Annotated in this window: 22 protein-coding genes (1 of these 22 cut by a window edge); 4 read left to right on the forward strand and 18 right to left on the reverse strand. The window is 66.8% G+C overall.

What is annotated here, in order from left to right; genetic code table 11:
- The 7 genes from gshB to HND92_RS17700 form a co-directional block, all read right to left on the reverse strand.
- On the reverse strand, nucleotides 1-414 hold the start of the coding sequence (gene gshB / locus HND92_RS17670) for a glutathione synthase (RefSeq protein WP_172208807.1). It extends 537 nt beyond the left edge of the window; only the first 414 of its 951 coding nucleotides appear in the window; it begins with the start codon at nucleotides 412-414; the stop codon falls past the left edge of the window.
- A gap of 35 nt (nucleotides 415-449) precedes the next feature.
- Complete coding sequence (locus HND92_RS17675) at nucleotides 450-1,640, reverse strand: benzoate/H(+) symporter BenE family transporter (RefSeq protein ID WP_041836441.1); 1,191 nt, start codon at nucleotides 1,638-1,640, stop codon at nucleotides 450-452.
- Nucleotides 1,641-1,761: 121 nt separating this feature from the next.
- A complete protein-coding gene (locus HND92_RS17680; RefSeq protein WP_172208809.1) occupies nucleotides 1,762-3,630 on the reverse strand; it encodes a potassium transporter Kup in 1,869 nt (622 codons plus the stop codon).
- A gap of 140 nt (nucleotides 3,631-3,770) precedes the next feature.
- Nucleotides 3,771-5,066, reverse strand: coding sequence for a glutamate--cysteine ligase (gene gshA / locus HND92_RS17685; protein ID WP_011806996.1), 1,296 nt, complete (start codon nucleotides 5,064-5,066; stop codon nucleotides 3,771-3,773).
- Nucleotides 5,067-5,130: 64 nt separating this feature from the next.
- On the reverse strand, nucleotides 5,131-6,597 hold the full coding sequence (locus tag HND92_RS17690; RefSeq protein WP_172208811.1) for a TrkH family potassium uptake protein: 1,467 nt from the start codon (nucleotides 6,595-6,597) through the stop codon (nucleotides 5,131-5,133).
- A gap of 15 nt (nucleotides 6,598-6,612) precedes the next feature.
- Entirely contained in the window at nucleotides 6,613-8,067 is a 1,455-nt protein-coding gene (gene trkA / locus HND92_RS17695) for a Trk system potassium transporter TrkA (RefSeq protein ID WP_172208813.1), read from the reverse strand.
- Nucleotides 8,068-8,131: 64 nt separating this feature from the next.
- Nucleotides 8,132-9,412 carry a glutamate-5-semialdehyde dehydrogenase gene (locus HND92_RS17700; protein WP_172208815.1) on the reverse strand — a complete coding sequence of 427 codons (1,281 nt, stop codon included), beginning with the start codon at nucleotides 9,410-9,412 and terminating at the stop codon, nucleotides 8,132-8,134.
- 90 nt (nucleotides 9,413-9,502) lie between these two features.
- On the opposite strand from HND92_RS17700, the gene HND92_RS17705 reads away from it, so the two are divergent.
- Entirely contained in the window at nucleotides 9,503-9,796 is a 294-nt protein-coding gene (locus tag HND92_RS17705; RefSeq protein WP_011807000.1) for a hypothetical protein, read from the forward strand.
- A gap of 57 nt (nucleotides 9,797-9,853) precedes the next feature.
- Here HND92_RS17705 and holA read toward each other — a convergent pair whose 3' ends face one another.
- The 3 genes from holA to leuS form a co-directional block, all read right to left on the reverse strand.
- Nucleotides 9,854-10,900 carry a DNA polymerase III subunit delta gene (holA, locus tag HND92_RS17710; RefSeq protein ID WP_172208817.1) on the reverse strand — a complete coding sequence of 349 codons (1,047 nt, stop codon included), beginning with the start codon at nucleotides 10,898-10,900 and terminating at the stop codon, nucleotides 9,854-9,856.
- Between the two features lie 73 nt (nucleotides 10,901-10,973).
- Entirely contained in the window at nucleotides 10,974-11,483 is a 510-nt protein-coding gene (gene lptE, locus HND92_RS17715; RefSeq protein ID WP_047351527.1) for an LPS assembly lipoprotein LptE, read from the reverse strand.
- A gap of 13 nt (nucleotides 11,484-11,496) precedes the next feature.
- Complete coding sequence (gene leuS / locus HND92_RS17720) at nucleotides 11,497-14,229, reverse strand: leucine--tRNA ligase (RefSeq protein ID WP_172208819.1); 2,733 nt, start codon at nucleotides 14,227-14,229, stop codon at nucleotides 11,497-11,499.
- A 143-nt stretch (nucleotides 14,230-14,372) separates the two neighbouring features.
- On the opposite strand from leuS, the gene HND92_RS17725 reads away from it, so the two are divergent.
- The gene (locus HND92_RS17725; RefSeq protein WP_172208821.1) at nucleotides 14,373-15,653 is read left to right on the forward strand and encodes a mechanosensitive ion channel family protein; all 1,281 of its coding nucleotides are present in this window, start codon (nucleotides 14,373-14,375) and stop codon (nucleotides 15,651-15,653) included.
- 84 nt (nucleotides 15,654-15,737) lie between these two features.
- Here HND92_RS17725 and HND92_RS17730 read toward each other — a convergent pair whose 3' ends face one another.
- From HND92_RS17730 to HND92_RS17745, 4 genes are all read right to left on the reverse strand, one after another.
- A complete protein-coding gene (locus HND92_RS17730; protein ID WP_172208823.1) occupies nucleotides 15,738-16,178 on the reverse strand; it encodes a biopolymer transporter ExbD in 441 nt (146 codons plus the stop codon).
- Between the two features lie 14 nt (nucleotides 16,179-16,192).
- The gene (locus tag HND92_RS17735; protein WP_011807006.1) at nucleotides 16,193-16,852 is read right to left on the reverse strand and encodes a MotA/TolQ/ExbB proton channel family protein; all 660 of its coding nucleotides are present in this window, start codon (nucleotides 16,850-16,852) and stop codon (nucleotides 16,193-16,195) included.
- Between the two features lie 7 nt (nucleotides 16,853-16,859).
- Nucleotides 16,860-17,681, reverse strand: coding sequence for a 4-hydroxy-tetrahydrodipicolinate reductase (gene dapB, locus HND92_RS17740; RefSeq protein ID WP_135148885.1), 822 nt, complete (start codon nucleotides 17,679-17,681; stop codon nucleotides 16,860-16,862).
- Nucleotides 17,682-17,757: 76 nt separating this feature from the next.
- A complete protein-coding gene (locus tag HND92_RS17745) occupies nucleotides 17,758-18,297 on the reverse strand; it encodes an outer membrane protein assembly factor BamE (protein ID WP_370567745.1) in 540 nt (179 codons plus the stop codon).
- A gap of 113 nt (nucleotides 18,298-18,410) precedes the next feature.
- Here HND92_RS17745 and fur point away from each other — a divergent pair, with 113 nt between their 5' ends.
- Nucleotides 18,411-18,827, forward strand: a complete 417-nt coding sequence (fur, locus tag HND92_RS17750) for a ferric iron uptake transcriptional regulator (RefSeq protein WP_015914510.1) — start codon at nucleotides 18,411-18,413, stop codon at nucleotides 18,825-18,827.
- Between the two features lie 13 nt (nucleotides 18,828-18,840).
- On the opposite strand, the gene hprK is transcribed toward fur, so the two are convergent.
- From hprK to hpf, 3 genes are all read right to left on the reverse strand, one after another.
- Nucleotides 18,841-19,797 carry an HPr(Ser) kinase/phosphatase gene (gene hprK, locus HND92_RS17755; protein WP_011807010.1) on the reverse strand — a complete coding sequence of 319 codons (957 nt, stop codon included), beginning with the start codon at nucleotides 19,795-19,797 and terminating at the stop codon, nucleotides 18,841-18,843.
- A 21-nt stretch (nucleotides 19,798-19,818) separates the two neighbouring features.
- Nucleotides 19,819-20,286, reverse strand: coding sequence for a PTS sugar transporter subunit IIA (locus tag HND92_RS17760; RefSeq protein ID WP_015914511.1), 468 nt, complete (start codon nucleotides 20,284-20,286; stop codon nucleotides 19,819-19,821).
- 133 nt (nucleotides 20,287-20,419) lie between these two features.
- The gene (gene hpf, locus HND92_RS17765) at nucleotides 20,420-20,773 is read right to left on the reverse strand and encodes a ribosome hibernation-promoting factor, HPF/YfiA family (RefSeq protein ID WP_011807012.1); all 354 of its coding nucleotides are present in this window, start codon (nucleotides 20,771-20,773) and stop codon (nucleotides 20,420-20,422) included.
- Between the two features lie 376 nt (nucleotides 20,774-21,149).
- Between hpf and HND92_RS17770 the strand changes: the two genes are divergently transcribed.
- Nucleotides 21,150-22,070: a phosphoribosylaminoimidazolesuccinocarboxamide synthase gene (locus HND92_RS17770; RefSeq protein WP_172208825.1), complete on the forward strand. Its 921-nt coding sequence runs from the start codon at nucleotides 21,150-21,152 to the stop codon at nucleotides 22,068-22,070.
- Nucleotides 22,071-22,123: 53 nt separating this feature from the next.
- Here HND92_RS17770 and HND92_RS17775 read toward each other — a convergent pair whose 3' ends face one another.
- Nucleotides 22,124-24,232: a TonB-dependent siderophore receptor gene (locus tag HND92_RS17775; RefSeq protein WP_135148886.1), complete on the reverse strand. Its 2,109-nt coding sequence runs from the start codon at nucleotides 24,230-24,232 to the stop codon at nucleotides 22,124-22,126.
- Between the last annotated feature and the right edge of the window lie 97 nt (nucleotides 24,233-24,329).

Raw genomic sequence — 24,329 nt, forward strand, 5'->3', positions numbered from 1 at the left:
CGTGGGGCCGATGAACTGCGGAAACTCCAGAATGGCCAGTTTTTCCGGATGGTCCCGCAAAGCACGCGGCTTGTTGAACACCCGAGCGCCTTCACGCTCGGCCTGCTCCAATAGGTGCGTGGCATAGAAATACTCACTGTCGAACGGAGGATCCTTGCGCATGAGCACGGCGCCGAAGTCCGCCAGTGCCGCCAAGCGGAGTTCGCCCGCAGTAAACCAGTTCTCCGCGTGGCCCGTAAGAGTGATGTCGCGCACCCGCGCCGTGACCCGACCACCGCGCAACCAGTGGATGTGCCGGGGCTCGCAGACCGCGAGCCGGTGGCCGCGGCGCTGCGCCTCGCGCATCATCGCGAAGGTCGTGTCCTTGTAGATCTTGAATTGCTCGATGGGGTCGGCGACGATGAGGAGATTCATGGAATGCACGGGCTGTATTGCAGAGGGCTATGCCCCTAGCGCGGCGCCTGGGGCGCGCGCGGGCGTCCATACTGTTGCACAAATAGCGCGATGCTGCCGGCGACCACCCCCCAAAACGCCGATCCGATCCCGACTATGGTGACACCGCTCAACGTCACCAGAAAAGTGATCAACGCCGCCTCCCGATGCGCTTCGGCCTGCAGCGCAGACGCCAGCCCTCCTCCGATGGCGCCCAACAGCGCCAGCCCAGCGATGGCCACCACCAGCTCCTGTGGAAACGCCGTCAGCAGCCCCGTGACCACCGCACCAAAGATGCCCACTGCGATGTACAGCAGCCCGCACGATGCGGCGGCGGTGTACCGCCGCGCGCGGTCGGGGTGCGCCTCGGGCCCCATGCAGATCGCTGCGGTGATGGCGCTGAAGTTGAGGGCAAAGGCGCCGAACGGTGCCAGCACCAGGGTGGCCAGGCCCGTCAGGGTGATCAGCCGCGACACCGGCAGTTGGTATCCGGTGGCCCGCATGACGGCCACACCCGGAAGGTTCTGCGACGCCATGGTCACGATGAACAGCGGCAGCGCCAGGCTCATGAGCGCCTGTAGGCTGAACTGCGGCGTGGTGAAGACCGGTGTGGCCAGCGCCCAGTGCACCGCGGACCAGCGCATCTGGCCATTGCCTGCGGCCCAGGCAACGCCTGCCACCAGCGTGAGCACAACCGCATAGCGGGGCAGCAGCCGCCGTGCAAACAAGTAGGACGCCAGCATGACCAGCACCAGCGGCAGCGCGGTCTGCACGGCTGCGAAGGCCTGCATGCCATAGCGCGCCAGCACGCCGGCCAGCAGCGCCGACGCCAGTTCCATGGGAATACGGTTCATCACGCGCTCGAACCAACCCGTCACTCCGGCCAGGGTGATGAGCAAGGCACACACCATGAAGGCGCCGACCGCCTCGCCCATGCTGAAGCCGGCCAGGCCGGCGGTGGCGAGCACCGCTGCACCGGGCGTGGACCAGGCCACCATGACCGGCTGGCGCAGGATGAGCGAGGGAATCAGCGAGCACAGTCCCATGCCCAGGCCCAGCGCCCACATCCAGGAGGTGATCTGCTCGGGCGTTGCCCCGAACGCCTGCGCCGCCTGGAACACGATGGCGACCGAACTGGTGAACCCTACCAGCACAGCCACGAAACCGGCGGTGAATGCGGACAGGCTCAGGTCTTTGAAAAACTGCATGGCGGCGGATTGTGGCATTGCTCTTGGCGCAACCACTGTCCTGCTTCATCAAAATATATAGCTGCTCGCGCTTGCCAGCTAAGCGCTGGAGGCCAAAAACCTTACAAACCCGCCAGCCCAATCAGATCTCGACCTTGGAGCCCAACTCCACGACGGCGTTGCTGGGCAGGTGCAGGAAAGCCGCCACCCCGCTGGCGTTGTGGTGCATCTGCGCAAACAGCTTTTCGCGCCACGGCGCCATGCCGCTGCCGATGGTAGGCACGACCACGTCGCGCGAGAGGAAATAGCTGGTGCTCATGGTTTCCAGTTCGCAGCCGCGGCCGTGCATCAGGCGCAGCGCGCTGGGCAGGTCCAGTTCATTCTTGAAGCCGTAGTTCACGGTGACCTGCCAGCAGTCGCCTCCCAACGGCGCCACCTGCAGGCGCTGGTCCAGGCCGATCCAGGGGGTCTCGTGGTAACGCACGGTAACGAACAGGTTCTGGCGGTGCAGCACCTTGTTGTGCTTGAGGTTGTGCAGCAGTGCATTGGGCACCACGCCCGCCTCGGCGCTCAGGAACACCGCCGTGCCGTCCACGCGCATGGGCGGGTTGGCCTGCACCGAGGCCAGGAAGTCCTGCAGGCCTATGGAGTCCTCGCGCAGCTTGTCGTTGAGCAACTCGCGTCCGCGCTTCCAGGTCATCATGAGCGTGAACACCAGCCCCCCGATCATCAGCGGGAACCAGCCCCCCTGCAGCAGCTTGAGCAGGTTGGAGCTGAAGAACGCCAGGTCCACGACAAAGAAGAAGCCCGTGGTGGCCACGCACAGCGCCAGCGGATAGCCCCAGCCATAGCGGATCACGAAGAAGGTGAGCACCGTGGTGATCAGCATGTCCAGCGTCACCGCGATGCCATAGGCGGCCGCCAGGTTGCTGCTGTTGCGGAACATGACCACCGCCAACACGATGGCGACGAACAGACTCCAGTTCACAAACGGTAGATAGATCTGGCCCGTCTCGCGCACGCTGGTGTGCTGGATGTTCAGCCGCGGCAGGTATCCCAGCTGGATGACCTGCTTGGTCACGCTGAACGCGCCGGTGATCAGCGCCTGCGACGCAATCACCGTGGCCATGGTGGCCAGCACCACCAACGGCACCAGCGCCCAGTCGGGCGCCATCATGTAAAACGGGTTCTTGACGGCGGATGGCTCGGCCAGCAGCAGCGCGCCCTGGCCGAAGTAGTTGATCGTGAGGGCCGGCATGGCCACACTGAACCACGCCAGGCGGATGGGGCGCTTGCCGAAATGTCCCAGGTCGGCGTACAGCGCCTCTGCGCCGGTGACGCACAGCACCACCGCGCCCAGGATGATGAAGCTGATGCCCGGGTTGCCCAGTATGAAGCCCAGTGCATGGTGCGGGCTCAGGGCGCCGAGGATCTCCGGATGGCCCACGATGTGCGGCACGCCCAGGGCTGCGATCGTAGAAAACCAGACCAGCGTCACCGGGCCGAAGTAGCGGCCCACCCCCGCCGTGCCGCGCTTTTGCACGGCGAACAGCCCGAACAGCACCACGAGCGTGAGCGGAATCACCGCCTTGCCGAAATGCGGCGACACCACCTCCAGGCCCTCGATGGCCGAAAGCACGGAGATCGCCGGCGTGATCACGCCGTCGCCATAGAACAGGGACGTGCCGAAGATGCCCAGGCCCAGCAGCCAGCCGCGCAGGCGCGGCCGGTCCTTCACCGCTTGCGACGCCAGCGCCAGCATGGCGATGAGGCCGCCTTCGCCATGGTTGTCCGCGCGCAGCACCAGCACCACGTACTTGAGCGAGACGATCACGGTGAGCGTCCAGAACAGCACGGACAGCACGCCGTACACGTTGGCATGCGTGAAAGGCACATGGCCGGAGCCGAAGACCTCTTTGACCGCATACAGCACGCTGGTGCCGATGTCGCCATAGACGACGCCGATCGCGCCCAGGGTGAGCGCTGCTAACGACGATTTGGAGGTTTGCACGGTGAACAGGTCCGGGCTGCTGCCTCAGCGGCCACGGGGGATGCCAAAGGAGCGCCATTGTGCGCCGCCCCCGCTTCGGGCACATACGGGGTACCGCCTATGTTGCAATGCAGCAACTGCAGGGCGGCACATCCGGCGCATCAGTCGTACACCTCGGCCTCGGGGTCCGTGGCCTCCAGCTCGTAGCTGGCCGCGAGCATCGCCAAGCGGGCGATGACGCCGTACATGTAAAAGCGGTTGGGGGCACTGGCGCCCGGACGCGCACCGGGCTGCGGCAGATGGGTACTGTGCTCGAACGCCAGCGGCACGAAACTCGCGCCGGGGATGTTCAGGTTCTCGTCCACGCCGCGTTCGGCATGCATGCGGTAGAACCCCCCGACCACGTAGCGGTCCATCATGTAGACCACCGGCTCGGCCACCGCTTCGTGCACGCGCTCCTGGGTGAGCACGCCCTCCTGCACGATCACGTCATGCACGACCTGGCCGTCCTTGATCACGGCCATCTTGTTCTTGGTCTTGCGATTCAGCCCGTCCAGTTCCTTGGCGTCGCGCACCGTCATGATGCCCATGCCGTAGGTGCCGTTGTCGGCCTTCACGACCACGAACGGCTTTTCGTTGATGCCGTATTCCTTGTACTTGCGGCGCACCTTGGCCAGCGTGGCGTCCACGGCGCTGCGCAGCTCCTCCATGCCCGTGCCTTCGTTGAAGTCCACGCCCTCGCAGCGGCTGAACAGCGGATTGATGAGCCAGGGATCGATGCCCAGCATCTTGCCAAAGCGTTTGGCCACCTCCTCGTAGCTCTGGAAGTGGCGGCTCTTTCTGCGCACGCTCCAGCCCGCATGCAGCGGTGGCAGCAGGTACTGCTCGTACAGCTCCTCCAGAATGCCCGGCGGGCCGGCCGACAGGTCGTTGTTGAGCAAGATGGTGCAGGGGTCGAAGTTCTTCAGCCCCAGGCGGCGCTTGCTGCGGATCACCGGCTCCAGCGTCACGGTCTCGCCATGGGGCAGCGTGATGGTGGTGGTCTTCTTGATCTCGGGGCTGATGGAGCCCACGCGCACGTTCAGCCCGGCCATGTTGAAGATGCGCACCAGCTGCGCCACGTTCGCCAGGTAGAAGGTGTTGCGCGAATGGTTCTCGGGAATGATCAAGAGGTTGCGCGCTTCGGGGCAGATCTTTTCGATGGCCGCCATGGCCGCCTGCACCGCCAGCGGCAGCATTTCATTGGTGAGGTTGTTCCAGCCGCCCGGGAACAGGTTGGTGTCCACCGGCGCCAGCTTGAACCCCGCGTTGCGGATGTCCACCGACGAGTAGAACGGCGGCGTGTGTTCCATCCACTCCAGACGGAACCAGCGCTCGATGGCTGGCATGGAGTCGAGGATGCGCTGCTCCAACTCGTTGATTGGCCCGGTGAGCGCGGTGATGAGGTGGGGAACCATGAAGAGCCCTCAAATGGGAGACGGAAAGAGGTTGGCGACGATTGTAGGGAAGGCCACGTGCGCCCTAGCGCCGCCAGAATGCGGGCGTGAGCAGGGCCATGAAGCTCAGGATCTCCAGGCGTCCCAGCAGCATGGCCAGCGTACAGACCCAGAGCTGGAAGTCGGTGAGCACCGCGAAGTTGGAGGCCGGCCCCAGCATTCCCAGCCCCGGCCCCATGCAGTGCACGCTGGCCAGCACGGCCGAGAAGGCGGTCACCATGTCCAGGTCGGTCAGCAGCAGCACCATGCTCAGCGTGATCACTGTGGCGCCGTAGACCAGCATGAAGGCCAGCACCGAGAAGATCATGCGGTTGTCCACCACGCGGTCGCCCAGGCGCACGGGCTGCACCGCACGCGGGTGCACGATGCGCGTCATCTCGCGGCGCGCCTGCTTCAGCAGGATCAGCATGCGCACCATCTTGATGCCGCCGCCCGTGGACCCGGCGCTGGTGGCCACACCCGACAGCAGCAGCATGAACACGGGCGCGAACACCGGCCAGCCCAGGTAGTCGGTGGTGGCAAAGCCCGTGGTCGTGGCCACCGACACCACGTTGAACATGCCGTGGCGCAGCGCCTGCAGCGGGTCGTACACGCCCTTGACCCACAGCAGCAGCGCCACCAACAGCCCGCCGCCCAGCAGCGCGGTGATCGTGGCGCGCATCTCGGGGTCACGCCAGAAGCCCCGCCAGTTGCCCTTGCGCAGCGCGATGAAGTACAGCGCGAAGTTGCAGCTGGCGCACAGCATGAAAACCAGGGCGATGGTTTCCAGCAGCGGCGACTCGAAGTAGGCAAAGCTCGCATCGTGCGGCGACAGCCCGCCCAGGCTGACGGTGGCGAACATGTGCATGATCGCGTCCGGCGGCGTCATGCCGCCCAGCCAGAACGCGAGCGCGCACACCAGCGAGAACACCACGTACACGCCCCACAGCCCCTTGGCCGTCTCGGTCATGCGCGGGGTGAGCTTGGTGTCTTTCACCGGGCCCGCAGCCTCGGCCTTGAAGAGCTGGCTGCCGCCCACCCCCAGCAGCGGCAGCACCGCCACCGCAAGAATCAGGATGCCCATGCCGCCGATCCACTGCATGAACGTGCGCCACATGTTCACCGACAGGGGGAGCCGATCCAGCTCGGCCAGCACCGTGGCGCCGGTGGTGGTGAGGCCCGACACCGATTCGAAGTAGGCATGCGTGAACGACAGCGGCCGGCCGATGGCGTGCATCACCAGCAGCAGCGGCAGCGCCGCGAACAGCGGCAGGATTCCCCACACCACCGACACCAGCATCACGCCGTGGCGCGGCAGCAGTTCGCGCTTGTGCGCGCGCAGGCCGCCCCACAGCAGCGCGCTGGCCATGGATGTGACGGCGATGGCCGTGGCGTAGTGCTGCCACAGGCCCTCCCGCGCCCACAGCGACGCCGCCAGCGGCACCCCCATGGACACGGCAAACAGTGCCAGCAGGGCACCGAGTACGCGCATGACGGACAGGACGTCGGACATCGCGGCTCCTGCCGATCAGAAGAAGGTGGCGCTCACGCGGAACTGCTTTTCCACTTCGCGCACCAGCCGCTTGTGGGGCAGGAAGAACACCACGTGGTCGTTGCTCTCGATCACGGTGTGGCTGCGCGGAATGATGACCTGGGGCGGTGCGTCGGCCGGCGGCTCGCCACCGTCCTCGGGCAGACCGCGCACGATCAGGCCCATGTGCACCTCGGCGGGCAGGTGGATCTCGCTGACCTTGCGGCCCACCACGCGCGAATTCTTGCGGTCGCCGCGGGCCACGATCTCCAGCGCCTCGGCCACGCCGCGGCGCAGGCTGTGCACTGCCTGCACGTCGCCGCGCCGCACATAGGCCAGCAGCTCGCCCAGCATGGCCTGCGCGGGCGACAGCGCAATATCGATCTGCGTGCCGTGCATCAGGTCGGCATAGGTGCGGCGGTTGATGAGCGCCAGCACGCGGCTCGCGCCCATGCGCTTGGCCAGCAGGCTGGCCATGATGTTGTCCTCGTCGTCGTCGGTGAGCGCGAGGAAGAGGTCCACCTCCTCGATGCTCTCGTCGCCCAGCAGGTCCTCGTCGGTGGCGTCGCCCTGCAGCACGAGGATGTCGGAGGGCAACTCGGCCGCCAGCGCCACGCAGCGCTCGGCACTTTCCTCCACCACCTTGATGTGAAAGCCCCCCCGCTGGGCCAACTGGCGCGCCAGCCGCAGGCCCACGCGCCCGCCGCCTGCAATCATGATGCGGCGCACGGGCCGCGCCGGGTGCCCATGGTGGCGGTGCAGCGCGGCCAGCACCTGCGGGATCTGCTCGCGCGCGGCCAGCACGAACACCTCGTCACCCGGCTCCACACGCGTGGCGCCGTCGCAGGGCAGGAAGCGGTCGGGCTCGTCGGGAAAGCGCCGGTAGATGGCCACGATGCGCATGGCAACGTCGGGCGCGGTTTCGCGCATGGTGGCGATGCGCATGCCCACCATGGGCGCGCCGGGGCGCGCGCGCACCGACACCAGGCAGGCGCGCCCGCCCGCGAATTCGCGCACCTGCAGCGCCTCGGGGTATTCCACCAGCTTGCCGATGTAGCGCGTGAGCGATTCCTCGGGACAGATGACGCGGTCCACGCCAAAGCCCTCCTTGCCCAGCAGCGCCTGGTTGCGCTCCAGTTCCAGGCCCGACGAGCGCACGCGCGCGATGCGCGTGGGGATGTTGAACATCAGCTGCGCGACCTTGCAGCACACCAGGTTGGTCTCGTCCTGCGCGGCGCAGGCGATCAGCAGGTCGGTGTCGCGCGCGCCGGCCTCGGCCAGCACCTGGGGGTCGATGCCGTTGCCCACCACCCCGCGCAGGTCAAACCGCGCCTCCAGGTCGCGCAGCCGCTCGGCGTCGGTGTCGATGACGGTGATGTCGTTCTCCTCCGACACCAGGCTGTCGGCCACGCTGTAGCCCACGCGCCCCGCTCCCAGGATGATGATCTTCATGCGAAATTGGCCTCAATCCCAATGTTGACGGGCGCCAGCAGCTATCAAATTAGCAGCAACCCCATCAAGTCCGCACCTCTCCCTCACCCAACACCACCCACTTGAGCGACGTCAGGCCCTCGATGCCCACCGGGCCGCGCGCGTGGAACTTGTCGGTGCTGATGCCGATCTCGGCGCCCAGCCCGTACTCGAAGCCGTCGGCAAAGCGCGTGCTGGCATTGACCATCACGCTGGCGGAATCCACGTCGCGCAGGAACTGCTGTGCGTGCATGTGGTCGCGCGTGAGGATCGCGTCCGTGTGGTGGCTGCCGTAGCGGTTGATGTGCGCGATGGCCTCATCCACGCCTGCCACCACCTTCACGCTGATGATGGGGGCCAGGTATTCCTCGCTCCAGTCGGCCTCGGTGGCCTCGGCCAGCTGCACGCCCGGAACGGCGCGCAATATGGCCAGCGCCTCGGGGCAGCCGCGCATCTCCACGCCCTTGGCGGCGTAGACGGCACCGATCTGCGGCAGGAATTGCGCTGCCACGCCGCGCGCCACCAGCAGGCCCTCGCTGGCGTTGCACGGGCTGTACTTCTGGGTCTTGGCGTTGTCGGCCACCTTCACCGCCATGGCGATGTCGCAGGGGTCATCGACATAGGTGTGGCAGTTGCCGTCCAGGTGCTTGATGACGGGCACCTTCGCGCCCGCGCTGATGCGCTCGATCAACCCCTTGCCGCCGCGCGGAATGATCACGTCCACGTACGCCGGCATGGCGATCAGCTGGCCCACCACCTCGCGGTCGGTGGTCTGCACCAGCTGCACGCCATGCTCGGGCAGGCCGGCCTCGGCCAGCGCCAGCTGCACCAGTTTGGCCAGCGCCTTGTTGGAGTCGATGGCCTCGGAGCCGCCGCGCAAAATGCAGGCGTTGCCGCTCTTGATGGACAGGCTGGCGGCCTCGATGGTCACATTGGGGCGGCTTTCATAAATCATGCCGAACACGCCAATCGGCACGCGCATTTGCCCCACGCGGATGCCGCTGGGCTGCTGCTTCATCCCGATGATCTCGCCAATGATGTCCGGCATGGCCGCCAGCTGCTCGCAGCCCTGGGCGCAGGTCTGCAACACCTTGGGGGTCAGCTTGAGGCGGTCCACCATGGGCTCAGCCAGGCCGGCGGTGCGGGCGCGCTCCAGGTCGCGGGCATTGTCCCCCTGCAGGGCGTCCACGTTCTGGCGCAGCAGCCGCGCCAGGGCCAGCAATGCATTGTTTTTGATAGCTGCCGGCGCGCGCGCCATTTGGGCGGAGGCCGTTTTTGCCTGCAAACCAAGCGTGTGCGTGTATTCAGCGATGTTCAGCGCGTTCATGGGCGTGATTCTGACGCAGTTCGCCGCCGCCACGCTGGCCGGGGGACTCCGGCTACGCTTGAGGCCTTTGCCACCCTCCGTGCCCTCGCCATGACCGCCGAACTCGCCACCCACCAGCTCGACAACCTGCAGGCCGACCTGCACGCCCTGCGCGAGCAGCGCATCAGCAACCACGCCTTCAGCGCCGCCGCGCGCGGCCACGCCGTGCTGCTGGCCGCACTGCCCCCGCGCTATGGCGAGGTGCTGCTGGGCCTGTTGGACCGGCTGGAGGCCGGCGCGCTGTTCACCGAGGAGAGCTGCTCCTTCAGCCACCAGGCCCTGGTGGACCAGCTGCAGCAGTGGGCGGACAAGGCGCGTGCGGCGCTGGTCGCCCAACACTCCTGAATCAATAGCTGCTAGCGCTTATCCCATGAGCGCCAGAGCCATATTTTCCTTGCAATCTCAGCGCGCCAGCTTGCACATCTGCAGCGCCAGCCGCGAGAGCGCCTGCCAGCCGTCCTGTGGCCAGTCGGGCGCCTTCAGGCCCTTGACGATGCCGTCCACCGTGTGGGCGGACTGCAGCAGCCGCGCCAGGGCGGCGTCGCTGGCCTGGGGCAGCAGGCGCTCGAACAACCGCTCCTTCGCGCCCCAGACGCGGTTCTCGCGCAGGGCCATGGGCAGGGGCTTGCCGGCGTTCATGGCGTCTTTCACGCGCTTGAGGGCGCGAATGTCCTCGGCCAGCGCCCAGTGCACCAGCACCTCGGCCTCGCCCTCGGCCTGCAGGCCGTCCAGCATGCGCTGCACGCGCGCCACCTGGCCGGAAAGCACCGCCTCGGACAGCTTGAACACGTCGTAGCGCGCCACGTTGAGCACGGCCGCTTCGACCTGCGCCCAGGTGAGTTCCCCCTCGGGGTGCAGCAGCGCGAGCTTCTGGATCTCCTGGTGCGCGGCCAGCAGGTTGCCCTCCACCCGGTCGGCGAAGAACTGCAGCGTGCGCTGCCCCTCTTCGCCCGCGACCACGCGCTGGCCTTGCGCGGCCAGGCGCTGGGCGATCCAGGCGGGCAGCTGGGCGCGCTCCACGGGGTCGATCTGCACCGTGGCGCCGTGCGCTTCGAGTGCCGCGAACCACGCGCCCGTGCGCGTGGCCTTGTCCAGGCGCGGCAGCACCACCACGGTGAGCGTGCTGTCGTTGCCCGGCGCGGCGGCAGCCATCTGCTGCAGCGCGGCGGCGCCGTCCTTGCCGGGCTTGCCCGAGGGGATGCGGATCTCCACGATCTGCTTGTCGGCGAACAGGCTCAACGACCCGCCCGCGGCCAGCACACCGCTCCAGTCGAAATGCGCGCCGGCCACGGTGAAGCTGCTGCGCTCGGTATAGCCCTGCGCACGTGCCGCGGCGCGGATGGCGTCCAGCGCCTCCTGCTGCAACAGCGCCTCGTCGCCGTGCAGCGTGTAGAGCGGGCGCAGGCCTTTGTGCAGCTGCGCACCGAGCTGGTTCAAAGCGATTTGCATGCGGCCTGTTCTAGTAAAAAATATGCCGCTAGCGCCCGTGCAGTAAGCGCAAACAGCTATTAAATAAGGAGCGTTACAGCGATTTCACTGCCGCCAGGCGGCGCATCAGCTGTTGCACGAGGTCGGTGCGCATGTTGCGAAACAGCATGGCCTCCTCGCCTTCCTTGGAAAGGGCGACGGTTTCGTTGTAGCTGATGTCGCGCTGTTGCAGCAGCTCGGTGTCGGCGATCCATTCCTGGCCTTGCTGGCCGCGCAGGCGGATGCGCACGCGCTGGCGCAGCTGCAGCTCGCGCACCTGGCCCGAGGCGTTCAGGCCCACCACCACGCGCTCCTGCTGCTCGGACAGCACGTCCAGGATCGCCTCGGCCTGGGGCAGCTGCGCGGGCGCCGTCAGCACCACGAGGTCCCCGCCCGCACCCTGCAGCGTGCGGATCAGCTCGCGTGCCAGCGGCGAGCCGGGCTGCGCCTGCACGTACAGGGACCGGAAGGCGAACTGCGGCGCGCCGCGCAGGCGAAAGCCGCAGGCGGTGAGGGCGGCCAGCGGCGACAGGGCCAGGGCGGTGAGCAGGGTGCGCTTGTGCATGGCGGGAGGGCTCTCAGACGACGACGTTGACCAGGCGGCCGGGCACGATGATGACCTTCTTGGGCGCCTTGCCCTCGGCGAACTTCTGGAAGTCCTCGCTCGCCAGGGCCGCCTGCTCGATGGCGGCCTTGTCGGCCGAGGCGGCCACGCGGATCGCGCCGCGCAGCTTGCCGTTGACCTGCAGCATCAGCTCCAGCTCGTCCTGCACCAGGGCGTCGGGGTCCACCTGGGGCCAGGCGGCGTCCAGCAGGTCGCCCAGGGTGCCCGCGTAGCCCAGCTCGTCCCACAGCACATGGGCGATGTGCGGCGTGGCCGGGTACAGCACGCGCAGCAGGATGCCGAAGCCCTCGATCAGCGCCACCTGGGCGCCGGCGCTGTCCGTGGCCTTGAAGTCCTCCAGCGCGTTGATCATCTTCATCGCGCCGGAGACCACGGTGTTGTACTGCATGCGCTGGTAGTCGTAGTCCACCTGCTTGAGCACGGTGTGGATCTCCAGGCGCAGCGCCTTGGCTTCCTTGCCGAACTGCACGTCCTTCAGGCTGGCGGCGCCCGCCACGCTGGCCAGGGCCGCGTCCTTGTCGATGGCGGAGAGCTTCACGCCGAAGTTCCACACGCGGCGCAGGAAGCGGTAGCTGCCTTCCACGGCGGCGTCGTTCCACTCCAGCGTCAGCTCGGGCGGCGCGGTGAACATGGTGTACAGGCGCGCGGTGTCGGCGCCGTACTTCTCGATGAGCTGCTGCGGGTCCACGCCGTTGTTCTTGGACTTGGACATCGTGCCCACGCCCTCGTAGTCGATGGGCGTGCCCACGGGCAGCAGGCCGTCGCCGCTCTCGGCGGGGTTCTTGAGCTTGGCGCCAACGATCTTGCCGGCCTCGTCGTAGACGTGCTCCACGTCGTGCGGCCAGAAGTAGTCCTTGGCGCCCTTGGCCGTGCGGCGGCTGTAGATGTGGTTCAGCACCATGCCTTGCGTGAGCAGCTTGGTGAAGGGCTCGTCCACCTTCACCAGCCCCAGGTCACGCATCACCTTGGTCCAGAAGCGCGCATACAGCAGGTGCAGGATGGCGTGTTCGATGCCGCCGATGTACTGGTCCATGCCGCTGCCGCCGGTGGCGACCTTCTGGTCGCGCATCCAGTAGTCGGTGCCGCCCGCCACCATGGCGTCGCGGTTCTTCGGGTCGCAGTAGCGCATGAAGTACCAGGACGAGTCCACGAAGGTGTCCATGGTGTCGGTCTCGCGGCGCGCGGGCTTGCCGCAGCAGGGGCAGTCCACCTTCAGGAAGGCCTCGCACTTGGCCAGCGGGTTGCCGCTGCCGTCGGGCACCAGGTCCTGCGGCAGCACCACGGGCAGGTCCTTCTCGGGCACGGGCACGGCGCCGCAGCTCTCGCAGTGGATGATGGGGATCGGCGTGCCCCAGTAGCGCTGGCGGCTGATGCCCCAGTCGCGCAGGCGCCAGGTGGTCTTGAGCTCGCCCAGGCCCTTCTCGGCCAGCGCATGGGCCACGGCGGCCACGGCGTCCTGGTACGACAGGCCGCTGAAGTTGTCGGAATTGATGGTGACGCCGCGCTCCTTGTCACCGTACCAGTCCTGCCACTGGTGGAAGTCGAAGGTCTCGCCGTCCACCAGCACCACTTGCTTGATGGGCAACTGGTACTTGAGCGCGAAGGCAAAGTCGCGCTCGTCGTGCGCGGGCACGCCCATGACGGCGCCGTCGCCGTAGCTCATGAGCACGTAGTTGCCCACCCACACCTCGACCTGCTCGCCGGTGAGCGGGTGGGTGACGAACAGGCCCGTGGGCATGCCCTCTTTTTCCTTCAGGGCCAGCTCGGCCTCGGTCGTGCCGCCCTTCTTGCATTCCTCGATGAAGGCCGCCAGCCCGGCGTTGGACGCCGCGGCGTGCTGGGCCAGCGGGTGCTCGGGCGCGACGGCGCAGAACGTCACGCCCATGATGGTGTCGGCGCGCGTGGTGAACACGTACAGCTTGCCGTCCTGGATCCGCTCGCCCGCGGCGTTGCGGATGTCGTGCGGGAACGCAAAGCGCACGCCCGCCGACTTGCCGATCCAGTTCTCCTGCATCAGCCGCACCTTGTCGGGCCAGCCGGTCAGCGTGGCCTTCTCGTTGCCGATCTGCACATGGTCCAGCAGCTCCTGCGCGTAGTCGGTGATCTTCAGGTAGTAGCCGGGGATCTCGCGCTTTTCCACCAGCGCGCCGGTGCGCCAGCCGCGCCCGTCGATCACCTGCTCGTTGGCCAGCACGGTCTGGTCCACCGGGTCCCAATTCACGACCTGGGTCTTGCGGTAGGCGATGCCCTTGTCCAGCATCTTCAAAAACAGCCACTGGTTCCACTTGTAGTAGTCGGGGTCGCAGGTGGCGATCTCGCGGCTCCAGTCGATGGCCAGCCCCATCGCCTGCATCTGCTTCTTCATGTAGGCGATGTTGTCGTAGGTCCACTGCGCGGGCGGCACGCCGTTCTTGAGGGCGGCGTTCTCGGCCGGCAGGCCGAAGGCATCCCAGCCCATGGGCATGAGGACGTTGTGGCCCTTCATGCGCAGGCTGCGCGTGAGCATGTCATTGATGGTGTAGTTGCGCACATGGCCCATGTGCAGCTTGCCGCTGGGGTAGGGCAGCATGGAGCAGGCGTAGAACTTGGGCTTGGCCTGGTCCTCGGTCACGCGGTAGGCGTCGTTGGCATTCCAGTGGGCATGCGCGGCGCGCTCCACCTCGGTGTGGTTGTATTTGTCTTGCATGGAAGCTGGGAAAAGGAGAACCGCGCACCTGCGCAGTGGTCACAATGGGCTGTACTGCGCCCAATTCTAGGCGTTCATCCCCCCATCCCCTGCATGGCCGCCCCGCCTGGGCCGGCTGCTTCCTGCATTTCTGGAAAGTTGTCTTGCCTGTGTCCGTGCCCCCGCTGATTGCCGAGCTGGATCCTTGGCTGCAGGCCGCCCTGGGCCTGTGCGGCCTGGTGCTGCTGGCCTTCGCCCTCCAGTCCGTCGCCCAATACGTGCTGCTGAACACCGTGCCGCGCCTGCGCGAACGCCTGGGCGCGCGCTGGGCGCGGGTGTTCTGGCACGACCAGGTGTTGCGGCGTCTGGCGCATGTGGCACCGTCGCTCGTCATCCAGGCAGGCATTGGCGCCGTGCCCCATGTGCACCCCGTGGCGGCCGCAGTGATCGGCAACGTGGCCGTGGCGCTCACCGTGCTGCAGCTGGTGCGGACGCTGATCGCGCTGCTGGACGCCGTGCTGCACGAGCATGAGCAGGCCCCGGACGGCGTGCCCACGGCCACGCGCTCGATCAAGAGCTATGTGCAGCTGGGCAAGCTGCTGCTGGCGCTGGTGGGCACCATCGTCATCGTGGCGGCGCTGGTGGACCGCTCGCCACTGATCCTGCTGTCCGGCCTGGGCGCCATGTCGGCGGTGCTGATGCTGGTGTTCAAGGACACCATCCTCTCGTTCACCGCCGGCGTGCAGCTGTCGTCCAACGACATGCTGCGCGTGGGCGACTGGATCGAGATGCCCCAGGTGGGCGCGGACGGCTTCGTGGTGGACATCGCACTGCACACCGTGAAGGTGCAGAACTGGGACAAGACCATCACCACCATCCCCACCTGGCGGCTGATGAGCGAGAGCTTCAAGAACTGGCGCGGCATGTTCAGCTCGGGCGGGCGGCGCATCCGCCGCGCGTTGCGGCTGGACACGAACTCGATCCGCTTTCTCACCGAGGCGGAGATCGAGCGCCTGTCGCGCATCGCGCTGCTGCGCCCCTACCTGGAAGGCAAGCTGCGCGACGTGCAGCAGACCAACGCCGCCCTGCAGGCGCAGCTGGGTGCACAGGCGCTGGAGCCCGCCAACCAGCGCCGCCTGACCAACATCGGTACCTTCCGCGCCTACTGCGAGGCCTATGTGCGCGCGCACCCGCGCATCCACCAGCAGATGCTGCTCATCGTGCGCACGCTGGAGCCCACGGCCGAGGGGGTGCCGCTGGAGCTGTACTGCTTCACGGCCACCACCGCCTGGGTGGAGTACGAAGCCATCCAGGGCGACATCTTCGACCACCTGATCGCCGTGCTGCCGGAGTTCGGCCTGCACCTGTTCCAGAGCCCCACGGGCAACGACATCCGCGCGGGACTGCGCCCCGGCGCCCCAACAGCCATGGCCGCATTGCCATAAAAACAAGAGCTGCCAGCGCTTGCCAGCTGGCGTTCTCAGCTCCTTTTCTACCGCAAACACCCGCACATCAAGCGCGAGCAGCTCCTAATTTTGAGTGCCTTGCTCGGCCCCATCGGTGGGCTGCGTGACGAAACCAATGCGCTGCAGGCCCGCCGCATGGGCAGCCCCCATCACCTCCACCACGCGGCCGTAGGGCACGGCGGTATCGGCGCGCAGTTGCACCTCGGTGTCCGGCGCCTCGGCGGCGATCTGGCGCAGGCGCTGCGCCAGCGCATCGGCGCCCACGGGCTCATCGTCCAGGTAGGCCTGGCCGGCGGTGTCCACCACCAGCATCACGGCATGCGCGGGCGTGCCCGGCTGTGCGCCTTTGGCGCGCGGCAGCTCCAGCCGGATGCTGCTGGCCAGCAGCGGCGCGGTCAGGATGAAGATCACCACCAGCACCAGCATCACGTCCACCAGCGGTGTGACGTTGATCTCGCTCATGGGCTGCGGGCCCGGGGTGCGCTCCAGTCGGCCGAATGCCATGGCGTTTACCGGCCCTAGTCGGCGGCGTTGGTGTCGATGACCAGCTCGCGCAGGTCGCGGGCAAAGCCTTCGAGGTCGGCCTCGATGCGGCCGATGACACGCCCGAACCAGTTGTAGGCCAGCACGGCGGGGATCGCCACCGTGAGGCCCGCGGCCGTCATGATGAGCGCTTCGCCCACCGGGCCGGCGACGCGCTCGATGCTGATCTGCCCCGCGCCGGCCATGGCCGTGAGCGCATGGTAGATGCCCCACACCGTGCCCAGCAGCCCCACGAACGGCGCCGTGGAGCCCACGGTGGCCAGCAGCACCTGGCCGAACTGCAGCTTGCCCAGCACGCCATGCAGCGCATCGCGCAACACGCGCGTGAGCCGCTGCGACAGGCCGCCCTGCCCGGCCAGCGTAGCCGCGCCGGCCTGCTCCACCTGCTGCGCGGCACGCACCAGCGGCAGCACCAGCCCTTCACGGTCAAAGGCGGGCAGACGCTCGGCCGCCGCGGCCAGCGACGGCGCCTGCCAGAACGCGGCCGTGCTGCGCGGCACGTCCACATGGGCGCGCCGCATCAGGCGCAGCTTCCAGAAAATCACCACCCAGCTGGCAACCGACATGGCCAGCAGCAGCAGCGCCGACGCCTGCGTGACCGCATCACCCTGACGCAACCAGTGCAGGCTGTCCATGGGCAGGTTACTTGAGGTTCAGCACGTCGAACATGTCGAACAGGCCCGCGCGCTGCGTGGCCAGGAAGCCCACCGCGCGCAGGCTGCCCTGGGCGTAGCCGGCGCGGCTGCTGGACTTGTGCGAGATCTCCACCCGCTCACCCGTCCCGGCGAACAGCACCGTGTGGTCGCCCACGATGTCGCCGCCGCGCACGGTGGCAAAGCCAATGGTGTCTGCCTTGCGCTCGCCCGTGTGGCCGTAGCGCTCGTACACGGCACGGTCGGCGAGCCGCGTGCCCTGCGCCTCGGCAATCACTTCGCCCATCTTCAGCGCCGTGCCCGAGGGGGCGTCCACCTTGTGCTTGTGGTGCGCCTCGATGATCTCGATGTCATAGCCCGTGCGCAGCGCCTGCGCGGCCATCTGCAGCAGCTTGAGCGTGACGTTCACGCCCACGCTCATGTTGGGCGCGAACACGATGCCCACCTTCTGCGCGGCGGCCTCGATCTGCGCCTTCTGCGCATCGGAAAAGCCCGTGGTGCCGATGACCATCTGCACGCCGAGTTCCGCGCACACGGCCAGGTGGGCCAGCGTGCCCTCGGGGCGCGTGAAGTCGATCAGCACGTCGGCGTCCTTGAGCCCCTCGCGCAGGTCAGCGGTGATGACCACACCGCTCGCGCGCCCCAAAAACGCGGCGGCGTCCGTGCCCACGGCGGGGTTGCCGGGCTGGTCCAGCGCACCGGCCAGCACGCAGCCGTCGCTCGCCTGAATCGCCTCGATGAGCATGCGGCCCATGCGGCCAGAAGCGCCGGCCACGGCCACACGGCGGGGTGCGGAGGAGGAAGAGGTCATGTCAGTTCGCAATCCAAACAGGGGGCGGTTCTGCTGCGTCCAGCGCGACACGCTGCAGCGAGCGCACCGGCCGCTTTCAACGGCGCGGAGATTCCAGCGGCGGATAGCTCGTGGCGGGTGGCAGAGCGGGCGCGGCGGCCGGCTCGGCGGCCGGCTCCGCCTTGGGAAAGCGCGCGAGCTGCGCCTCGGTGGCCTCAAGCTGCGGCACCTTGGGCTTGGACACCTTGGTGGAGAGCGAGGCCACGAACTCGGCCTCGGTGGGCATCTCGTCGCCTTCGACACGCTCCATCACGTTGTCCTTGAAGAACACGGTGAGCTTGCGCGTCTGCACCTCGAAATCGGGGCGCTTGAGGGTGAAGACGTATTCCCAGCGGTCGGAGTGGAACACGCTCACCATGAGGGGTGTGCCCAGGATCTCACGCACCTGCTGGCGGCCCATGCCAGGCTGCAACATCTGCACCTGCTCGCGCGAGATGAAGTTGCCCTGCACCACGTCCACCTTGTAGGGCGTGACCATGCCGGCCAGGCGACTGCCGGTGCCCGCGCAGCCGGCCATCCCGGCACCAATCAACACAATGGCGCCCCAGCGGGCGCCCCAACGGGCGGGTGCAAACATGGGTTTATGCATAGGGGATATGATCCGGCCCATTGTAGCGGCTGGATCTTCTGGGCCTTGCGCGCAAGCCGCCGGTATCCATGGTTTCGCCCTGGCACACGAAAGACCTTGTCATGACGAACATCGACGAACTCAAAAGCACCGGCCTCAAGGCCACGCTGCCCCGGCTGAAGATCCTGGAGATCTTCCAGAAGGGCGCCCAGCGCCACATGACGGCCGAAGACGTATTCCGCGTGCTGCTGGACGAGCGCTCGGACATCGGGCTGGCCACCGTGTACCGCGTGCTCACGCAGTTCGAGCAGGCCGGCATTCTGATCCGCAGCAATTTCGAGAGCGGCAAGGCCGTTTACGAACTGAACGAGGGCCAGCACCACGACCACTTCGTCTGCACCGCCTGCGGCAAGGTCGAGGAGTTCTACGACCCCGAGATCGAAAAGCGCCAGAACCTGATCGCCCAGGCCAAGGGCTGGGTGGTGCACGACCACGCCATGGCGCTCTACGGCCAGTGCGCTAATTGCGCGAAGAAATAAGAGCCCGGCGCCCTCAGGAGGCGCCGCCCCGCTCCATGGCGCGCCGGTGGCGCTCCACGAACTCCTGATAGGTATCGATGCCGCGCAATTGCAGGATGGTGTTGCGCACAGCCGCTTCCACCAGCACCGCGATGTTGCGGCCCGCCACCACCTGGATCACCACCTTGAGCACCGGCACGCCCAGTACGTCCTGCGTGAGCGGCTCGTAGGGCAGGCGCTCGTAGTCGCGTTCCAGGGTCTCCTTGCGCACCAGGTGCACGATGAGCTTCAGCCGCATGCGCCGGCGCACTGCCGTTTCGCCGAAGATGGCGCGAATGTCCAGCAGACCGATGCCGCGCACCTCCAGCAGGTTCTGCAGCAACTCGGGGCACTTGCCCTCGATGGTGGTCTGGTTGATGCGGTACAGGTCCACCGCGTCGTCGGCCACCAGGCCATTGCCGCGCGTGATCAGCTCCAGCCCCAGCTCGCTCTTGCCCAGGCCCGACTCACCCGTGATGAGCACGCCCAGGCCCAGGATGTCCATGAAAACGCCGTGCATGGTGGTGCGATCGGCAAAGTGCTTGGACAGGTAGGCGCGCAGCACATCGATCACGAAGGCCGCGGACTCCTGGGTGGAAAACATGGGGATCTGCGCGCGTTCGCACATGGACACCACCTCGTCCGGCGCGGCCTGGCCGTCGGCCAGCACAAGCACGGGGGGCTCCAGCGTGACGATGCGCGCGATGCGGCGCTTGCAGTCCTCCGGCGTGGCGTTGGTCAGATAGGCAATCTCGCGCTCGCCCAGGACCTGCGCACGGTAGGGATGGATGTAGTTCAGGTAACCCACCAGGTCCGCACCCGAGCGGGCGGCACGCACCGCCACCTCGGCAAAGCGCCGCTCGGACGCGCCCAGGCCCGCCACCCACTCCCATTTCAGGAGGTTGCGGAACTCCTCGAAGAGCACATCCGCGCTGACGACGTTGGGTTTCACGGCGGCGCGATGGCGGTGGCGTCAGGCGCCCTGGGCGGACTGCCAGCCCGCGATCAGCGCATGCAGGCTGGCCGCGTCGGTATGGGTCTTGAGGCGTTCGCGCAAGGCGCCGTCGCTCAGCAGTTCGGCGATTTCCGAGAGGATTTCCAAGTGCTTTTGCGTGGCCGCCTCGGGCACCAGCAGAAAAATCAGCAGCGATACGGGTTGCTCGTCGGGCGCGTCGAAGCCGATCGGCTGCGCCAGTTGGAACACCGCCGCCATGGGCGACTTCAGCCCCTTGATGCGGCCATGGGGAATGGCCACGCCATGGCCCAACCCGGTCGAACCCAGGCGTTCGCGCGCAAACAGGCTGTCGGTGATCAAGGCCCGCGACAAACCGTGCTGGCTTTCGAACAACAGGCCCGCCTCCTCAAAGGCACGTTTTTTGCTGGTGACATCGACACTCACGAGCACTTGTGCGGGAGGCAGTATGGAAGCAAGTCGATTCATGGTCTGAGCGACGATTATGCACGCCTAGCGGAAACCCTGAGAGTGTATCCACTGGCAACAAAAAACCGCCCTGGCTGGGCGGTTGCGGCACCGCCGGCGCGTTCCGGCGGTACACAGGCCGTCAAGGGACGGTTCAAGCCGTGGCGGCAGCTGCTGCCTGAATGGTGGCGCGGCGTAGGCCGGCCTGGTGGTCCTGCAGACGGTCCTTGTGGCGCACGACCATGCGGTCGAGCTTGTCCATCAATTCGTCCACGGCGGCATACAGGTCGAAATGGGTGCTTTCCACGAACAGGTCATTTCCTTTCACATGCACGGTGCATTCAGCGCGCTGGCGCTTTTCCTTTTCCTTCTGCTTCTCCACGGTCAGTAGCACCTTGACATCCACCACCTGATCGAAGTGGCGGGTAATGCGGTCCAACTTGGACGTCACATAGCTGCGCAATGCGGGGGTCACTTCAAGGTGATGGCCGCTGATCGTCAAGTTCATAGACAAGTCTCCTGTGACTCACAGTTGAAAAACACCGCCCCTTGCCGGTGCGGGGCGGTCTGCGAACGTGAATGCATTCAGGCCTGGGTTCACTATGCGCCCGCCGCCAGCGCAAATCAATCGTTCCCGCGCATGGCGCAAGGGATATGACAGGAAGGTGTCAAACCGACCGAAACGCATCACAATCGTTGGGTTGCCTCCAGCGCCGACCTGGGGCTCCAGCCTCTCCAACCCGCGTGCCTTGTGGCGGGTGCACGGCGCCCGCACGGAGGCCGCGTCGCTAAAATCCCTTCCTTCGACCTCGCCACCGGCGGGGCGTCTTGCCCCAACGTCCACCGCGCGCCTGCATTGCGCGAGCGCCTTCCGTACGACCGCCATGACCCAGCCCAGCACCTCTGCACTGCACACCTCCGCCCTGACCTCGCTGCCGCTCCTGGCACGCGGCAAGGTGCGCGACAACTACGCCGTGGGTGACGACCGCATCCTGATGGTGGCCAGCGACCGCCTCTCGGCCTTTGACGTGATCATGGGCGAGCCCATCCCCGGCAAGGGCGAGTTGCTCACCCAGATGGCGCTGTTTTGGTTCGGCAAACTGGGACACATCGTGCCCAACCACCTCACGGGCGAGGCGCCCGAGAGCGTGGTCACGCCGGCGGAGGCGCCCCAGGTGCGGGGCCGCTCCATGCTGGTGCAGCGCCTCAAGCCCATCCCCATCGAAGCCGTGGTGCGCGGCTACCTGGCCGGCAGTGGCTGGAAGGAGTACCAGGAATCGCGCTCCGTCTGCGGCGTGCCGCTGCCGGACGGCCTGACCAATGCCGCCAAGCTGCCGCAGACCATCTACACGCCCGCCGCCAAGGCCGCCATGGGCGAGCACGATGAGAACATCAGCTTTGAGCGCACCGTGGAGATCGTGGGCCTGGATCTGGCCACCAGGATCCGTGACATCTCCATCCAGCTGTACGAGGCCGCCGCCGCCGTCGCGCTGGAAAAGGGCATGATCATTGCCGACACCAAGTTCGAGTTCGGCCTGGCGCCCGACGGCACGCTGGTGCTGATGGACGAGGTGCTCACGCCCGACAGCTCGCGCTACTGGCCCGTGGAGGGCTATGCAGAGGCCCTGGCCAAGGGCGAGAACCCCCCCAGCTACGACAAGCAGTTCGTGCGCGACTGGCTGGAGCAGGCCCAGGTGGGCGGCAAGCCCTGGAACAAGACCGCCCCCGCGCCGCGCCTGCCGCGCGAGGTGGTGGAAAAGACCGCTGCCAAATACCGCGAAGCGCTGGAGCGCCTGACCGCCTGATTGCTTGCGCGACGCCCCTGGCCGGGGATCGGCCGGGGATCGCCAACGCTTGCTCAGAACTGGTGGTTCAGCGAGAGCTGGTAGCTGCGCGGCGCGCCGTAGTAGCCCGCGTAGCGCAGGGTGTTGATGTACTTCTCGTCGGTGATGTTGTTCACATTGAAGCGCAGCGTCGTCTTGGGCTGCAGCTGCCATGCGACGAAGGCATTGAGCACGGCATAGCTGCCCTGGCGCACGGTGAAGCCGCTGGCCTCCATGTTGGAGATTTTGCTTTGCCACCGTGCGCTGGTGCCAAAGGACAGCGCGGGAAGGCTCGGTAGACGCGCCTTGAGCGCGAGATTGGCCGTATGGCGCGGTACCCAGGCGTAGGTGTCGCCGCCATCCGGGCCGGTCAGCTTCAGGGTGGTATAGCCGGCTGTCAGGTCGATATGGTTGTTGAGCCGGCCCACGGCTTCCAGCTCCACGCCGGTGGACTTCACGTCTTCGGGCGCGTAGACCGCCTGGCCATTCTGGTTATAGGTGCCCGTGGGCGTGGCCAGGCCCGACTGTTTGGCCTGGAACACCGCGACCGAGGTCAGCAGGCGCTTGTCCAGCCAGTCGGCTTTCAGGCCCGCCTCGTAGTTGGTGCCCTTGCTAGGGTCGAGATAGCGGTCGTTCGCATCGGCCTGGCTCTGCGGGAAATACAGGTCAGAGTAGCTCACGTAGCCCAGCACGCTGGGCGTGAACTCGAACGTCAGCCCGGCATAGGGGCTGGTCTTGCTGCGTGAAAGGTCGGAGGCCACGCCATAGCTCGTTCCGTCGCGGCTGTATTGCGCGTGGTTGACTCCCACCACCGCCTTGAGCCGATCCGTCAGCGTGAACCGCATGGTGCCAAATGCGCGCTGCAGTTTCTGGTTCAGCGTGCTTTCGAGGACCAATGGGCCCCACTGCGGCTCGGGAACAAGGTTGCCGGGGTACGGGAAGCCCGGCAGCGCGATGGCGCTGCAGGCACTGGCGCCGCAGTCCGACCCGGCGTATCCATTACCCGTGTACTCGCTCTTGGCCCAGCTCACACCGAACAGCGCCTCGTGCTGCCGTCCCAGCATCTCGAAGCGGCCGTTGACGGTGGCGGTGGCCAGGTGCGCGTCCATCGTGTCTTTGCCGCCCCACGCATAGCCGACCAGACTGGAGCCCGAGGGAAACGCGTAAAAGAGCTTGCTGTCGTTGTCGATGGCGCGGTAGTTGTAGGCCAGCTTGAGCTGCCAGTCCATGCCGATCTGGTGGGCGTATTCCACGAAGGCCGTCTTGGTCGTGGTGTCCCAGCGGGTCCAGTCCTGCGTCGTGGATGCGTTGCGGCCCCATGCGTTCTGGGTGCCATCGGCATTCATGAAGGTCAGGGCGCCCCACATGTTGCCCGTGGAGTCGGACTGCTGATGGGACAGGCCCAACGTCAACAGGCCGTTGTCGCCCACCTGCCCATCCACAACGCCATAGAGGAACGTGCGCTCGCGGTCGAAACTGCGCAGGTGCGAGCCGCCCTCCTCGCGTGCCGCCACGACCCGGCCCGCCCAGCGGCGATCGGCGGTGAGCGGCCGCGAGTAGTCCGCCTCGACGCGCGTGGTCCCCCAGGACCCATAGCTCAGACCCAATGAGCCCTGCTCCTTGTTGGTGGGACGCTTGCGCACGAAGTTGATCGTGCCCGCCGCATTGCCCACGCCGGTCAGCAGCCCGTTGGCGCCGCGGATGACTTCGATCTTTTCGTAGCCGAAGGAATCCATGGCGCCGGTGACGATGCCCCAATCATTGGGCAGGCCGACGCCGTCGATCTGCGTGTTGGCGATGTCAAAGCCGCGCGCGGTGAACGTGGTGCGGTTGGTCTCCCACTCGTCGACGATGATGCCGGTGCTCAGGCGCAGCGCTTCGTTAAGATTGCTGGTGCCGAAATCGCGCATTTGCTCGGTGGTCACGATGCTGATGGATTGCGGCGTTTCCTTGATGTCCAGATCCAGCCCGGTCGCCCCGCTGCTCACCCGGTCCTCGCGCTGCTGGACAATCGTCACCTCCTTCAGCGTAGGCTCGACGGGCGCACTCGCCTGGGCCCATGCGGCGCCCATCAAGGGCGGCTGCACGATCAACGTCATGAGTGCGATGGAGCGCACGACGGGGCGGAGGGGATGGGGGTTCATGGACGACAATTCCCTTGGTTTCAACAAATGGGAATCATTATCATCTCGGTTTGTAAAAAACACGGTCGCGCAAATGCCGCGCCTGCCGCGATGCACG

The sequence above is a fragment of the Diaphorobacter sp. JS3050 genome (assembly GCF_013154915.1).
Lineage (GTDB): Bacteria > Pseudomonadota > Gammaproteobacteria > Burkholderiales > Burkholderiaceae_C > Diaphorobacter > Diaphorobacter nitroreducens.